This window comes from Martinezella lusitana, from assembly GCF_900094565.1.
GTDB classification, from domain to species: domain Bacteria; phylum Pseudomonadota; class Alphaproteobacteria; order Rhizobiales; family Rhizobiaceae; genus Rhizobium; species Rhizobium lusitanum.
On record NZ_FMAF01000004.1, the window covers coordinates 218,800 to 234,305 of the forward strand.

General features: G+C 60.0%; 13 protein-coding genes. 4 read left to right on the plus strand and 9 right to left on the minus strand.

What is annotated here, in order from left to right:
* Position 1: 1 nt before the first annotated feature.
* The 7 genes from GA0061101_RS10390 to GA0061101_RS10420 form a co-directional block, all read right to left on the minus strand.
* On the minus strand, positions 2 to 904 hold the full coding sequence (locus GA0061101_RS10390; RefSeq protein WP_037193198.1) for a carbohydrate ABC transporter permease: 903 nt from the start codon (positions 902 to 904) through the stop codon (positions 2 to 4).
* 5 nt (positions 905 to 909) lie between these two features.
* Complete coding sequence (locus GA0061101_RS10395) at positions 910 to 1,776, minus strand: carbohydrate ABC transporter permease (protein WP_037193200.1); 867 nt, start codon at positions 1,774 to 1,776, stop codon at positions 910 to 912.
* 144 nt (positions 1,777 to 1,920) lie between these two features.
* Positions 1,921 to 3,168 (minus strand): ABC transporter substrate-binding protein, encoded by a 1,248-nt coding sequence (locus GA0061101_RS10400; protein WP_080760457.1) that lies wholly within the window; start codon positions 3,166 to 3,168, stop codon positions 1,921 to 1,923.
* Positions 3,169 to 3,376: 208 nt separating this feature from the next.
* Entirely contained in the window at positions 3,377 to 4,498 is a 1,122-nt protein-coding gene (locus GA0061101_RS10405) for a Gfo/Idh/MocA family protein (protein WP_092573577.1), read from the minus strand.
* A gap of 11 nt (positions 4,499 to 4,509) precedes the next feature.
* Positions 4,510 to 5,439, minus strand: a complete 930-nt coding sequence (locus GA0061101_RS10410) for a sugar phosphate isomerase/epimerase family protein (RefSeq protein ID WP_037192445.1) — start codon at positions 5,437 to 5,439, stop codon at positions 4,510 to 4,512.
* Between the two features lie 248 nt (positions 5,440 to 5,687).
* Entirely contained in the window at positions 5,688 to 6,749 is a 1,062-nt protein-coding gene (locus GA0061101_RS10415) for a LacI family transcriptional regulator (protein ID WP_245297469.1), read from the minus strand.
* A gap of 528 nt (positions 6,750 to 7,277) precedes the next feature.
* Positions 7,278 to 8,069 carry an HpcH/HpaI aldolase family protein gene (locus GA0061101_RS10420; protein ID WP_037192451.1) on the minus strand — a complete coding sequence of 264 codons (792 nt, stop codon included), beginning with the start codon at positions 8,067 to 8,069 and terminating at the stop codon, positions 7,278 to 7,280.
* A 397-nt stretch (positions 8,070 to 8,466) separates the two neighbouring features.
* Here GA0061101_RS10420 and ggt point away from each other — a divergent pair, with 397 nt between their 5' ends.
* The 3 genes from ggt to GA0061101_RS10435 all read left to right on the plus strand — a co-directional run bounded on the left by ggt (position 8,467) and on the right by GA0061101_RS10435 (position 10,814).
* On the plus strand, positions 8,467 to 10,056 hold the full coding sequence (gene ggt / locus GA0061101_RS10425) for a gamma-glutamyltransferase (protein ID WP_037193204.1): 1,590 nt from the start codon (positions 8,467 to 8,469) through the stop codon (positions 10,054 to 10,056).
* A 66-nt stretch (positions 10,057 to 10,122) separates the two neighbouring features.
* Positions 10,123 to 10,368, plus strand: coding sequence for a type II toxin-antitoxin system Phd/YefM family antitoxin (locus GA0061101_RS10430; protein WP_037192453.1), 246 nt, complete (start codon positions 10,123 to 10,125; stop codon positions 10,366 to 10,368).
* Positions 10,368 to 10,814: a type II toxin-antitoxin system VapC family toxin gene (locus tag GA0061101_RS10435; protein WP_037192455.1), complete on the plus strand. Its 447-nt coding sequence runs from the start codon at positions 10,368 to 10,370 to the stop codon at positions 10,812 to 10,814. The genes GA0061101_RS10430 and GA0061101_RS10435 overlap by 1 nt, the downstream gene beginning before the upstream one ends.
* A 5-nt stretch (positions 10,815 to 10,819) precedes the next feature.
* Here GA0061101_RS10435 and rhaI read toward each other — a convergent pair whose 3' ends face one another.
* Positions 10,820 to 12,112, minus strand: coding sequence for an L-rhamnose catabolism isomerase (rhaI, locus tag GA0061101_RS10440; protein ID WP_037192457.1), 1,293 nt, complete (start codon positions 12,110 to 12,112; stop codon positions 10,820 to 10,822).
* A 226-nt stretch (positions 12,113 to 12,338) separates the two neighbouring features.
* Positions 12,339 to 14,435 (minus strand): bifunctional rhamnulose-1-phosphate aldolase/short-chain dehydrogenase, encoded by a 2,097-nt coding sequence (locus GA0061101_RS10445; RefSeq protein ID WP_037192459.1) that lies wholly within the window; start codon positions 14,433 to 14,435, stop codon positions 12,339 to 12,341.
* A 208-nt stretch (positions 14,436 to 14,643) separates the two neighbouring features.
* Between GA0061101_RS10445 and GA0061101_RS10450 the strand changes: the two genes are divergently transcribed.
* Positions 14,644 to 15,456, plus strand: coding sequence for a DeoR/GlpR family DNA-binding transcription regulator (locus GA0061101_RS10450; protein ID WP_037192461.1), 813 nt, complete (start codon positions 14,644 to 14,646; stop codon positions 15,454 to 15,456).
* Positions 15,457 to 15,506 lie beyond the last annotated feature (50 nt).

Genomic DNA, 15,506 nt, shown 5'->3' on the forward strand with positions numbered 1-15,506 from the left:
ACTATCCCTTGACTGCGCCGGCGGTGATACCCCGCACGAACCAACGACCCGAACCGAAATAGACGATCAACGGAACCAGGGCGGTCAGAATGGTTGCCGCCATGTTGACGTTGTAGAGTTTCTCGCCCTGGGTGGAGTTGACGATATTGTTGAGCTGCACGGTCATGGGGAAGTTTTCCCGGCCGGCGAAGACGACGCCGAACAGGAAGTCGTTCCAGATACCGGTGACCTGCAGGATCCCCGCCACCACAAGGATCGGAATGGACATGGGGATCATCAGCCGGAAGAAGATCTGCCATAGCCCCGCGCCGTCGATGCGGGCAGCCTTGAACAGCTCCATCGGCAGGCTGGAATAATAATTGCGGAACAGCAGCGTCAGAACAGGCAGGCCGAACACCGTATGGGTGATGATGATGCAGGGCAGCGTCGAATAGATGCCGACATCGCGATAGATGAGAACCAGCGGATAGATGAAGACCTGGTAGGGAATGAAGGCCCCCAGCAGGAGGATGGCGAAAAGGACATTCGAGCCCCTCACCCGCCAGAAGGAAAGCGCATAGCCGGTCAGCGACGAGATGAAGATCGACAGGATCATGCTCGGAATCAGGATCTTTACCGAGTTCCAGAAGCCGACGCTGATACCGCCGCATTCAAGGCCGGTGCAGGCCGTGCTCCACGCCTGCACCCAGGCCTCCGTCGTCCACATCAGCGGGAAGGCAAAGATATTGCCCTGCCGGATCTCCGGCATGGATTTGAACGAGGTGACGAGCATCACATAAAGCGGCAGCAGGAAGAACATTGCCGCCATGACGAGAAAGGCGTAGAGGCCGATGCGCCCGGGAGTAAAGTGCTGCGGTTTGCGCCCGGTCGGGCCCTGCATGGCGGCTGCGACGGAAGATGGCATCGTCATCAGTTCCCCCTCGGTTTTTCACGGAAATATTCGTAGTAGAGCCAGGGCGTCACCACGATGACCACGGTGACGAACATGACGGTCGACGCCGCTGTGGCAAGGCCGATATTGCCGCGGCCGAACAGGTAATCCATGATGAATTTCCCGGGCACCTCGGTCGAAATTCCCGGGCCGCCGCCGGTGGTCGCCAGAACCAGCTCATAGACCCTGACCACGGCGATCGCCAGAAGAACGCTGGCGGTGATAATGGTCGGTCTCAGAATCGGTATGACGATGTGGAGATAGACGCGCCAGCTCGGGATGCCGTCGATGCGCGTCGCCTTCCACAGCTCGCGGTCGACGCCGCGCAATCCCGCCAGCATGATCGCCATTACGAGGCCCGTCGATTGCCATATGCCGGCAAGCACGATGACGTAGAGCGCCAGATTGCTCTGGACGATCCAGTCGAAGCGGAACCAGGTGAAGCCGATGCTGTCGGCAACCTTCTGCAGGCCGAGCGTCGGATTCATGATCCACTGCCAGACAAGGCCTGTCACGATGAAGGACATGGCGAAGGGATAGAGGAAGATCGTCCGGAACGTATTTTCGAAGCGAACCTTCTGGTCCAGCGCCACGGCAAGAAGGAAGCCGAGGATCAGGCAGCCGGCAATGAACAGAAAGCCGAAAAGCACGACGTTCTGCAGCGATATCTGCCAGCGTGCGGTGTCAAACAGCCGCTCGTACTGCTTGGTGCCGACAAAGATGTTGACCGGCAGCACCTTGCTGTCTGTGAAAGATATCCAGATGTTCCAGACAACCGTCACGACATAGGCGAGAAGGACGATGACGAAAGCAGGGAAAAGGGCGATATAGGGCGAAAAACGCATTCTCCTGCGGGTGGCGCCCGTCTTTACGACGGTCACACCGACAGTGGCGGCGCTTGTTTCAGGTGTGCTCATGACGCTCCTCCTCAGCATTCATGAAAACCGGCGGCAGGCCGGCCCTGCCGCCGCATGGATGTCGACTGAAGCTTACTTCGCCTGTTCTATGACCTTGGCAAACTGGTCGGCGAACTGATCGGGCGTCATGCTCGGTGTCGTCCAGTACTGGGCGACGAGGTCCTGTTCGGTCTGAACGATATCCTGCGATGTCAGCACGTCGGAGGTCAGGATCTGACGGCTCGGATCCTTGAGCGCGTTCAGACCCTTCTGAGCGCAGGCATCGAGCTTCGACGTATCGACGTCGAGACGAACCGGTACCGAGCCCTTCTTGGAGTTGAAGGCGAGCTGACCTTCCTTGGACATGATGACCGTTGCCAGCAGGGTCTGAGCGTCGACCGCCGCCTTGTCCTTCAGGACCGGGAAGACGAAGATGTCGCCGCCCATCATGAAGTTCGATTCGCCCGGCCCGAGGATGCAGCCGAAATCCTTGTCGGCGACGAGGCCTGCATGGATGAATTCGCCCTTGGCCCAGTCGCCCATAAACTGGATGCCGGCCTTGCCGTCGATCAGCATGCCGGTCGCGACGTTCCAGTCGCGGTTCGGGCTGCCCGGATCCTGGTAGTTGCGCAGCTTGGCGAAGACCTCGGCGACATGTTTGAACTTGTCGGACTTGACCGCATCCTTATCGAGATCCTTCCAGACCTTGCCGTAGAGATCCTTGCCGCCCTCACCGAGAAGGATGGCGTTGAACATCAACTGGAGCTGCCAGGGCTGGCCGCCAACGGCGACCGGGATCAGCCCGGCGGCCTTGATCTTGTCGAGCGCGGCAAACATTTCATCCCAGGTTTTCGGCTCCTCGGTCACGCCCGCCTTGGCGAAAACGGGCTTGGAATAGAACAGCCAGTTTTGGCCGTGGTCATTGATCGGCGCGCCATAGATATGGTCCTGGAACTGAATCGCCTGATAGAAGGCGGGCGTCAGGACGGATTTCCAATCCTGCTCCTTGGCCAGATCATCAAGCGGTCGCAGCAGGCCCTGCTGGGCCAGGTCGTTCATCTGCGTGCCGGTGTTGAACTGCATGGCCGTCGGCGGGTTGCCGCCGATGATGCGGTTGATGCCGATCGGGCGAGCGGTCGAGCCGGATCCGGCAATCGCGGTATCCACCCATTCGCCGCCGGCAGCGTTGAAGGCCTTGGCCAGTTCCTTCACGGCGGCGGCTTCGCCCCCGGATGTCCACCAATGCAAGACTTCGGCTTTCTTGCCGTCGGCCAGAGCGCCGGTCACGCTTGCCGCGACCAGCGCCGTGGCGCCGACCAATGCCATCATCAATTTACGCATACGTTCCTCCTCCTTTGATAACGTTCTCCAAACGCCCGTGCTCAGCCGCCGCCATCTTCAGACATCGGATGCCGAATTTCACGGTCCTCCAAAACCGTACCGCCGGGCCTCCATTCCCTGCGGCGAGTGGCCAATGCTCCCTTACGCATCGTCCCTTCGTCAAGCCCACAGTCCGAAAGGACTGCATTTTCCCAACCTATAGCGCAGCCTATGCGAAACGTCCCTCATTAATTGTGCGATCTATCGGATCCGGACGACCACAGCTGCTGTGGATTGCAACCACGCCGCGTGACTGGGCCGACCGCTCGAATGCCGTCATGACTTCCAGGGCGTGGAAGGCAAGTTCCGACGATACCCGATGCTGGCGTCCCGAGCGAAGGGAATCAACCATTTCAGCCGCGCCCAAACCGCGCAGCCCGAGATGGCCGGGCACACCCTCGGTATAGGGATGGTCGACCGGAACCTCCTCCCAGGCATCAGTGCCTTCGCGGAATATCTCGACCTTGCCGGTAAAGTTGTTCGGATCCGGCGTCACCATGGTTCCCTCCGAGCCATAAAGCTCGATCTGGTTGTGCTTGTGCTTGATGACATCGAAGCTGGTCGCGATGGTCACCGTCGCGCCGCTATGGAACTCCATGACGCCAGTCAGATGCGTCGGCACCAGTACCTTGATCGTCTCGCCGCGATGCGGATCGGTCTTCACCATGCGCTCGATGCGAGTGATCTTTGCGGTGCCGAAAACCTCGCGCACGGGGCCGAGCAAGGCAATGAGGTTGGTCACGTAATAGGGACCGACATCCAGCATCGGCCCACCGCCACGGCCGTAGAAGAAGGCCGGATTGGGATGCCAATGCTCATGGCCGGGCAAGAGCAGCATGGCGGTGGCCGAGATCGTCTTGCCGATGCGGCCTTCATCCAGCAGCCGCCGTGTCAATTGATGACCGCCGCCGAGGAAGGTGTCGGGCGCGCAACCGAGCCGCAGGTCACCGGCACGGGCGATCGACATGAGTTCCTCGGCCTCCGCCATGGAAACGCCTAGCGGCTTTTCGGAATAGACATGCTTGCCGGCAAGAAGCGCCTTCTTGCTGATGGCATAATGCGAGACTGGCGTCGTCAAATTGATGATCAGGCCGATTTCCGGATCGGCCAACATCGTATCCAGCGGCACGGCCTCAATACCGAACTGCGCAGCCAGCTTCTGCGCCGATGAATCATAGAGATCGTAGATCGATTTCACACGGATAAAATCGAACATATGCAGGGTTGCGACATAGGTGGCGCTGATATTGCCGGCGCCGACGATGCCGACTTTCATGGGCTCATTGCTCATTGGGATTGCCTCTAGGAAATGATGATGTCGAGTTCGGCGGCGGCGGCGCGCAGATAGCTCATGCCGCGTCGCATCTCCTCGTCGAATTCCGGTGTCGCTTCACGGAAATGCGTCCAGTGAGACGCTCCCGGCGCATCCTCCAGCTCCAGCGTGATCGGACCGGAATAGCCGATCGCCTGCAGTGCCGCGAAAATCGCCTTCCAGTCGATCTTGCCGCGCCCCGGCCGCCAGTGGGCATTGGTATGGCCCTCATTGTCGGAGAAATGGGTGTTGAAGATGCGGTCGCCGAGTGCCAGCACGACGTAGTGCGGCATGTCGCCGGCCGGAAAGAGGTGGCTCGGATCGAAATTCAGGCCGAGGTTGGGAGCGCCTGTGCGCTCGATCAGACGCTGCATGCCTTGGCCAGAGCTGACCCAGCGATAGGGATGCGGCTCGATCGCCACGCGCAGGCCCGCCGAAGCAGCGATTTCGCAAGCCTTGGCAAAACCATCGATGACCACATCATATTCGCCCGTCCAGTCCCATTGCGGCTCGACCGCCGCTGTCCACTCCTGCGAAATCGGCCGTTGCAAGATCGGCTTGACGTCGGACTGAAAGGGATAGGGCGTCATGCTGGTGACGATGGGCGTGCCGATCTCCGCCGCCACATCCATTCCGCGCTTGTAGCCATCGAGATCGACGCTTGAAGTCGCCGCTTCCGCCACGCGGCTGAAGGGCAGATTGAAGAAGAAGTTGGTGAGCACCAGCCCCTCGCCACCGGCGATCTGCTTCAGCTCGCGAATGGTCTCCTGCGTGTAATAGGCCAGCATGTCGACCGACCATGCGGTGAGCTCGAAGCCCTTGCAGCCGGTGCGGGCAAGTCGCCGCAGCGGTGCCGCGTAAGGCGGGTTCCAGTTGAACGTCCAGATTGGCGATCCGAAAAAAAGCGCGCCTTGGCTCACGTCATCCTCCCTTGGAATGTGGCTGCCCGCCTGCGGCAGGGCTTCCGTGCCCTCGTCGATATTTTTGCCAATCGGAGCCTCAAACCCCTCCGAATGACAATTCGTAACGTTACGATTGTTGGATAATCATGATGCTGTCAAGCGATCATTTTCTTGGCAACAGGCGCGGCATTTCCTATAAATGCGCGAAATTGTAACGTTACGAATATCTTCTACGGCTCGGCTGATGTTCCCGACTGCTGCGCATATCAGGCAGAGAGTAGCTGACTATTGTGATCGACGAATTCGGCCTGAACGATTTCGCGTAGCTCAGCGGGATCGTCACCGGCGATCGCCAGGGTTAGAAAGGCGGCCAACCGCTCGCCGATCGCATGATTGGAGTAATAGAAAGTACTGAGCGGTGGATTGAAGAAATCGGGCAATGCCGTGCCGCCATAGGTGATCAGCGCGAAATCCTGCCCACCCTGTCGGCCTGCGTCCCGCAAGCCGGCCAGGAAGCCCAGAGCCGCCTCCTCGCTCGCGACGAAGGCGGCGGTCGCTTCCGGATTTTGCGTGACGACGCGCTTTGCCAATTCGCGACCATTATCCGGCGTTCCCGCCGTGAAGTGGATCTGTTCGCCCGTAACATCGAGATGCCGCTCGGCAAAGGCCTTGCGCCATCCCCGGACGAACTGGAGGCTATAGGTGAATTGACTGCTGGGCGCGATCAGCAACGGCTTGCGATGGCCGGCATCCAGAAGCAGGCGCGCGGCGTGCGCGCCGATCACCTCATGATCGAGGTCTATGCTCGGATGGACGCTCAACAATTCGGTGCGGCCGAAAGTAACAAAAGGCATGCCGACCTCAAGCAGATATTTGACGCGGTCGTCCTGCGGCGTCGTATGCGTGATGATGATGCCGTCGACGGACCCTTCCTCGACGATATCGCGCACCGTCGCGAAGGGATCATCCGCCTGCAGTTGCGGCACGATGGTGGTCCGGTATCCCCGCGCCTTCATGTAGCGCGACGCACCCTCGATCAGCGAGGCGACGACAATATTCACCTCGCCCTCACGCCCGAATGGCAGCACGATGCCGATGGCGTGGGTCTTGCCGGTGCGCAGATTGATACCGCCAAGATTGGGGCGATAACCAAGCTCGCTCGCCGCTCGCTTGACCAGCTCGATCGTCTCGCGATTGACCTCGGGTCCCTCTTTCAAAGCCCGGCTGACGGTTGTGACCGAAAGGCCGAGAGCAGTCGCGACCGTTCGCAAGGTCACGCGCTGGCCAGCTTCGCGCCGCAAGCCGCGCCCTAGTCCCCATCCATGCACTTTCGACAAATCTTTCTGCTCCGTCATATCAGCCTGACAATGCCCGCCGGCGAATGGCGACGCAAGCGCGGAGCCGCGCTCATCGCAACGGAAAGACCAGCAGGCCCCGCCGGCGCATATGCTCGACAGCAAATTGCTTAATGCAACTTTTTGTAATTGACATTCATAAAAGCAATTTTAAAGTGCAAATCATTGCTCGCTACTTTTGAAAGAATAGCTCATGGACAAATATACCAAAACTGTTTTGACAATCATTGCCGTCGCGCTTGCAGCGATCGCCATCCAAAACACGATCACGCCGGCACAAGCCGTCGGTGGCGGTTGTGGTTTGGAGACTTATAGGCCCTGCTACGTAAAGCTCGTAAACTAACAAAACCCATCGTTCGCAGCCCGAGCTCGCTGACCGGATTCTCCGGATCTGCCGTTTGGGCCGATATCGGCGGATCCGAAACTGCGGATCGACATCGCAGATAGTGGCAATGGCATGCCCGGAAGTGCTCCCGGGCAGCCTCTTTGCTACCCAATCGTTTATGAACTAGCGATTTTTCGTGCAGTCTGAATGGCCGTGCGGGCACCGGCCCGCAACTGCGCCGTTTCCGCGCCGGCGATGACCAGATCGAGGCCAAGTTTCAGATATTGCCCGGCGCGATCGCCATCGCCGCCGAAGGCGCAGATCACCTTGCCATGGGCGCGGCAACGTGCAAGCACCGTCGACAGCGCCTGATCGATCGCCGCACTTTCCGGCGCCAATCGCGCACCGTTCGAAAGCGCGATGGAAAGATCGGATGGGCCGACAAAAATGCCATCGATACCATCGACAGCAAGTATCTCGTCGATGGCGTCGAGCGCCATGCGGGTTTCCACCATAGCGATGGTGACGGTCAGACTATTGGCGCTCTGCAGATAGTCTTCCGCTGAAATGCCGAAATGATTGAGCGCAAGCGAAGGCCCCCAGCTACGCTCGCCGAGCGGCGGATATTTCGTCGCCTTCACCAGAGCGCGAGCGTCATCGGCGGAATTGATCATCGGCGCGATGATGGCGGAGGCACCCGCATCCAGAAGCCGCGAGGCGGAGGCGAAATCGCCGACCGGGATGCGGGCGATCGCCGGCTTGCCGGCGAGCCTTACATGCGCAATGCCGTTGGCGGCCGACGCCATGTCCCACATGCCATGCTGCATATCCAGCACAACGGTATCGAAGTCTTCCTGCGCCAGGTGATTGACGAACAGCGGGTCGGGTGTGCCGATCCAGGCAGAGATCATACCGCCATTCTCGCGACGCTTCAGGCGCCCGGCAAAGCCGTTAATGTCAGTCGTCATATTGATTTTCCTCACCTAATCGAGCGCAAGCCCTATCTTTCGAGATGGCCTTCGACAATCAAATCAAGGCCGCCACTACCGCCGACAATACTCAATTCCGACGCCCGGGCCACTCGAAAGTGACCATCCGACGCAAGCGCGTCAAAAAAGCCGACCCTAGCGTGATTGCCACCGCACGGCGGGCCGCTTCATCCCGAACCTGACAGATGAACATGACAAATATCCGGATATTTTCGCTGCTTGGCTGGCCGATAGCACGATCGGTTGATGACAAGATGTTTGAAAATCACAACGCGGCAAGGCCATGGCTTCCATGACGGAAAAAACACCGTAAAACACTATCGACGCCGCGCCATGCGCGCGGATGCACACAAGGCAGACAGAGGACGTCGACGACATGCAGCAGCGAGACTTTTTCAAGCCCGGCCGTTCGGTCACCGTTTCGGACAAGGGCATGGCCGCCACCTCCCATCCGCTGGCAACACTCGCCGCCGTCGACATCCTGCGTGCCGGCGGCAATGCCGTCGACGCCGCGGTCGCTGCGGTCGCGCTGCAGTCGGTCATCGATCCCCACATGACCGGCATCGGCGGCGACTGCTTCGCCCTCTATAGTGCCGCCGGCGGCATGCCGGTCGCGCTCAACGGCTCCGGCCGCGCGCCACAAAAGGCAAAACTCGACTATTTCCTCGAACAGGGCTTCACCGCCATTCCCGACGACAGCCCACATGCCGTCACCATTCCCGGCGCGATCGATGCATGGTGCCGGCTGATCGGCACCTACGGCAGGCTGGATATGGGCCGCGTACTGGCTCCGGCCATCGCCGCCGCGGAAGACGGCTATTGCATCACGCCGCGTGTCGAACTCGACTGGCATCGTTACAGCGACCGCGTCGCCAAATATCAGGATTCGGCCGCCTACTTCCTGCCGAACGGCCGGGCGCCGAGAACGGGTGAACGCGTCACCAATCCCGCCCTCGCCGCGACGCTGAAGGCCATCGCCAGGGATGGCCGCAACGCCTTCTATCGCGGCCCGGTGGCCGAGGAGATCACCGCGCTTCTGAAATCGCTGGGCGGCCTGCACGAGGAAAGCGATTTCGCCGACTACAAGGCGTTCGAGACCAAGCCGATCTCCGGCAAGTTCCGCGGCCGCGATCTTCTGGAATGCCCTCCGAACGGTCAGGGCCTTGCGGCGTTGCTGATCACCCGCATCCTCGACGGTTTCGATCTTCGCGACCCGAAGCTTTCCGAAGCCGATCGCATCCACCTGCATGCCGAAGCGACCAAGGCGGGCTATGCCATGCGCGATCAACTGATCTGCGATCCCGATTATCTGACCTTCGACATAGACGAACTGCTGTCGGAGCACTCGGTCGCGGCCATGCGGGCAAAGATCAGCCTCGAGCGCGCCGCCGATGCCAAAATCTGGGATGGGCCGACGCATCGCGACACCGTCTACGTCTCCGTCGTCGATCGCGATGGCAACACCATTTCACTGATCAATTCGGTCTTCATGGCCTTCGGCAGCGGCATCTATGCCCCGCGCTCGGGTGTCCTGCTGCAAAACCGCGGCGCCGGCTTCGTCGTCAAGCAGGGCCATCCAAACGCCATCGGCCCCGGCAAACTGCCCTTCCACACGATCATCCCGGCGATGCTGATGGAAAACGGCAAGGTGCTCATGAGCTTCGGCATCATGGGCGGGCAATATCAGGCGGCTGGCCATGCCCATATGCTGACCCAGATCCTCGACCGCGATCTCGATCCGCAGCAGGCAAGCGACCAGCCACGCAGCTTCTGCTTCGGCGGCAAGCTGTCGCTGGAGCCGACGATATCGGAAGAAACCAAGCGAAATCTCGAACGCCGCGGCCATGTCGTCGAATGGGCGGACGAGCCGATCGGCGGTGCGCAAGCGATCATGATCGATCACGAGCGCGGCATCCTGCTCGGCGGATCCGACCACCGCAAGGATGGCATCGCGCTTGGCTATTGACTTCGAATATTGACGGAGCAAGAGGTGGGGCCTATATTATGACTACACTAGTCATATAGGTGACCTATGAGAGAAATTCAGTTGAAGGATGCGAAGGCAACACTTTCCGCCGTTGTCGATGACGCTCTCAGCGGCAATGCGGCCGTCATCACCCGCCATGGCGAACGCACCGCCGTCATCATTTCCTATGACGAATATCAAAAGCTGAAGCAGGTTCCGTCCTTTGGTTGGTTGCTAACCAATGCACCGCTGGAAGATGACGACCTGCCCGTGCGCAAGCCGGGCCGACTGCTGCGCGATAACGATATCTGATGTATCTTCTGGATACGAACATCATTTCCGCGACATCGCCGCTGCGTGCGCAAGATTTACTGTCACAAACGGTTCGGGCATGGGTTGCGGCCCATGCCGATCGGCTTTTCCTATCCGCGATAACCGTCGCTGAAATAGAAACTGGGATCGCGAAGGCCCATCGAACAGGTGCCAGCCAGAAAGCCAGTCTGCTTGGCGAATGGCTCGCGCTCGTCCTCCATCTCTATGGCGAACGTATCCTGGCGTTCGACGCGGCAACGGCCCGCATCGCCGGTCGCCTGTTCGACCAAGCGGTCGGGCGTGGCGGAAACCCTGGGTTCGAAGATGCAGCCATCGCCGCAACGGCGCTGCGGCATGATTACACGGTTCTCACCCGGAACCTGAGACACTTCGAGTTAATGGATGTTCGCTCGCTCGATCCGTTCGCCAATCCACCGGAACTATAAGGTCCTCAGATAATCCCGCCGCTGCCGCCAACCGAGGTCGGTCGTTCGCCGGCAACCTTGCGGCGATAGCCGCTTGCCCTGTAGGTCGCGACGGGATCGATGGCGCCGCCGGCGCGACGGCGGGCTTCGGCGAGGATCGGCTCGACATCGGCGCGATAGGCGCGCTTCAGCGTTTCCGACGCCATCAGCGCGTCGTTGGCATCCTGATAGTCCGCCAGCGCATTTCGGTCGACGATCAGCGCCTGCGCATAAGCGCGGCGGATCTCGTTGGCGCTGGAAATCAGGCTCTCGATCGGATCGGTGACATTGTGCGATTGGTCGATCATGTGCGCCGGATTGAAATCGTTGACGCCGCGCCGTTCGGCATCGACCAACTCGTTGAAGACGAGGAACAGGCGGTAGGGCTCGATGGCGCCGGCGTCGAGATCGTCATCGCCATATTTGGAATCGTTGAAGTGGAAGCCGCCAAGCTTGCCGAACTGAATGAGGCGCGCGACGATCATTTCGATGTTGGTGTTCGGCGCGTGATGGCCGAGGTCGACAAGGCAGTGGGCTTTCGGGCCCAGTGTCTGCGCGATCAGGTAGTTGGTGCCCCAATCCTGCACGATCGTGGAATAGAAGGCCGGCTCGTACATCTTGTGTTCGGAAAACAACCGCCAGTCATCAGGCAGCGCCTTGTAGATATCCGCCATGGACGCGAGATAGCGCTCGAATGCCCTCGTGAAATTGCTCTGTCCGGGAAAGTTCGAACCGTCGCCGATCCAGACGGTCAGCGCCTTCGAGCCGATCGCCTTGCCGATCTCGATACATTCGATGTTGTGCTCGACGGCCTGGGCGCGGGTTGCGGCATCGACATGGCTGAGCGAACCGAACTTATAGGAATGCGCCTGGCCGGGCGCATCGGAGAAAGTGTTGGAATTCATGGCATCGAAGCCGAGGCCGAGCGCATCGCCCTTCGCCTTCAATTCGCGGGGATCCGCCTTGTCCCAAGGGATATGCAGCGAGACCTTGGGCGTTGCGCGCGTCAATTGCTGAATGACGGCGCAATCGTCGAGCTTGTCGAAAATGCCGCGTGGCTCGCCGGTGCCAGGGAAGCGGGCAAAGCGCGTGCCGCCGGTGCCGACACCCCAGGACGGGACGGCGACGAAGAATTCCGAGACCTTCGTCGTCACGGTTTCGATATCGACGCCACGGCGGGCGAGTGTGGCGCCCAGCGCCTCGTAATCGGATTTGAGCGCAGCGGCGCGCTTGTCGTTTTCGGCAGCGACCAGATCAGGCGCAATTCTAAACTCGGCCATTCTTTCCTCCCAGATACGTCATTCGAAATGTTACAGCGTTTCGATCGTGCGGCCTCCTCTTCTCCCCAGCGGGGAGAAGATGCCCAACGGGCAGATGAGGGGGACAAGGAGCGTGGCGACGAGTATCTTGAGCACCAGCGAAAGATAAAACTGCGTTTTGCCGCGCCCCCTCATCCGACCCTTCGGGCCACCTTCTCCCCGTCGGGGAGAAGGGAGAGCGTATCCATCACCGCGTGAAGCTTTGCGCGTTGCCGGCGTCGACGTTGATGATATTGCCTGTCGACTTGGCGGAAAGGTCCGAAGCCAGGAAGTAGATCGCCTCGGCAATGTCCTCCGGAAAGACGTTGAGCTTCAGCATCGAGCGCTTGCGGTAATGTTCCTCGAGTTCGTCCACCTCGATCTTCGAAGAGGCCGCCCGCTGTTCGCGCCATTCGCCGTTCCAGATCTTCGAACCGCGCAGGACGGCATCCGGGTTGACCGTGTTGACGCGAATGCCGGCTTCGGCACCTTCCAGCGCCAGGCAACGTGCGAGATGGATCTCGGCGGCCTTGGCCGTGCAATAGGCCGCCGCATTCGGCGATGAAGCAAGGCCATTCTTCGAGGCGACGAACACGACATTGCCGCCGAGGTTCTGCCGACGGAACAGCCGGAAAGCCTCCCGTGAAACGAGGAAGTAGCCTGTCGCGAGGATGTCGATATTACGGTTCCACATCGAAAGCTCGGTGGTTTCGATCGGCGCCGAGGAGGCGATGCCGGCGTTGGATACCAGAATGTCGATGCCGCCGAATTCGACGCAGGCCTCGGCAAAGGAGGAAATGACAGCGTCTTCCTTGGTGACATCGAGCTTGACGCTGCGCACCGTATCGGCACCGAATTTCTTGGCGAAATCCTCGTGCGTCCCCTCAAGTGCCGCGTGATCGATATCCGCCAGCACCACGCAGGCGCCCTCGCCGGCCAGACGCGCCGCCGTGGCGCGACCGATACCGCCGGCACCGCCGGTGACGAAGGCAACCTTGCCGGCAAGGCTCTTCGGCTTCGGCATGCGCTGCAGCTTTGCCTCTTCCAGCAGCCAGTATTCGATATCGAAAGCTTCCTGCTCCGGCAGGCCCTGATATTCGGACACGGTGGAGGCGCCGCGCATGACGTTGATGGCGTTGACATAGAATTCGCCGGCGATACGGGCGGTCGCCTTGTCACGGGCAAAGGACAGCAGGCCGACGCCCGGCACCAGGAAGATCACCGGATTGGGATCACGCATGGCGGGCGAGTTGTCGTGCTTGCAGTCGTTGTAATAGCGGGCGTAATCGGCGCGGTAGTCTTCCAGCGCCTTGTCGAGACCGGCGATAACGGCATCGACATCGGGCTTGGCCGGATCGAAATCGACGATCAGCGGGCGGATCTTCGTGCGCAGGAAATGGTCCGGGCAGCTCGTGCCGAGCGCACCGAGCGGCCGCAAATTCCTGGAGTTGACGAATTCGAGCACGGCAGCCTGATCGTCGAAGTCGCCGAGCTTACGCTCCGCCTTGCCGATCCGGCCGCGAATTTCCGGCATCAGCCGCGCAGCGATCGCACGCCGTTCGGCCTGTGGCAGGCTCTGGACGGCCGCACCGCCGAAGATCGTCTTCCCTTCGGTCTTGGCGGCAAACCATTCGATGGCCTTGTTGATGATCTGAAGCGTCAGCTCGTAGCAGGCTTTGGCGTCATTGTCCCAGGTGAACAGGCCGTGGCTTTCGAGCACGACGCCCTTGGCATTCGGATGCGCCTTGACGAAGGCTTCGAGATCGAGGCCGAGCTGGAAGCCGGGACGGCGCCATGGCAGCCAGCCGATCTCCTCGCCGAAGATCTCCCGTGTCAGTTCGCGCGAATTCTTCGAGGCGGCGATGGCGATGATGGCATCGGGGTGCATGTGGTCGACATGGGTGAACGGCACGAAGCCATGCAGCGGCGTATCGATGGAGGCAGCGCGCGCATTGAGATTGAAGGTGCAATGCGGCAGGAAGCCGACCATGCGATCCTCATCGGCGACGCCTTGATAGATGGCCTTCAGACTATCGAGCTTTTGCTGGTAGAGCGTGGCAAACCCATCGAGCTTGATGGTGCCGACATCACCGCCGGAGCCCTTGACCCAGAGAACCCTCACCTTCTCGCCGGTCAGCGGATCGGTTTCCATGACCTTGGCCGACGTGTTGCCGCCACCGTAGTTGGTGATACGCTTGTCGGCGCCAAGCAGGTTGGACCGGTAAAGCAGTTTGCCCGGCTCATCGAGGCCGGCCGCATATGCATCATCCCAACGGTTCTTCAGAAGCTGAACGTCAGCCGCCATGTCATCCTCCCTTGAAATCAAGTCTTGCAAGCGGAACCGGAACATGCAGGTACCACTCTTTGTGAGCAGGGTATCGCTCACACACAGTCACCTTGTCAATCGAAAACGATCATATTCGATAATGCTGCGATGCAATATGAAAGTTTATGATCGTTTATGATTGACACTTTGTCATATTTGCGAAATAACCGCCAACAAGGAGGAGCCGATGCACGAACGTGAACGCCATCGCATTATTCTGAGCGCCGTACAGGAAAAGCCTGTGGTGACCATTCAGGATATTTCCGAGCTGACAGAAGCTTCGGAAGCGACGATACGCCGTGATATCGCAGCCCTGCATGTCCAAGGGAAGATCCGCCGCGTCCGTGGTGGCGCAGAATCGATCCACCCTCCGCAGCTCGGCAATCTGGCCGGCCGCCCCTTCCGTGTCTCAGAAGCGGTCAATATCGATAAGAAACGCGCAATTGCGCGCAAGGCCGCTGAATTGTGCAATCCGGGCGACGCCATCATCATCAATGGCGGCACGACCACCTTTCAGCTGGTGCATTACATTTCGGGTTTCCGGCTGCAGGTGATGACCAATTCCTTCGCCATCGCCGAACATCTGGTCAAGCATTCGAAAAATACGGTGACGGTTCCGGGCGGCGCGATCTATCGCGAGCAGAGCCTGATTCTCTCGCCCTTCGACAACGACACGACACGCAATTTCTACGCACGACGCATGTTCATCGGCGCGCAGGGCGTCGGCCCGCTCGGCATCATGGAGGCCGACGGGCTGCTGATCCAGAGCGAGCAGAAGCTGATGCGCCAGGCCGACGAACTCATCCTCATGGTCGATTCGAGCAAATTCCGTCAGCGCTCCAGCCTGATCCTTTGCCCGCTCGAGCAAGTAACGACGATCATCACCGATGACGGCATTTCGGCAGACACCGTGCGGATGATCGAGGATGCAGGCGTATCGCTGATTATTACAAGCGTTTCGGCTGAGGCCGAGGAGGAAGATTCCCCGTCGGTCGCATAAGGGACGCGGCTGTGGCGGGGTGAGCATGGCCTATCAACTTGGGAGGAAGA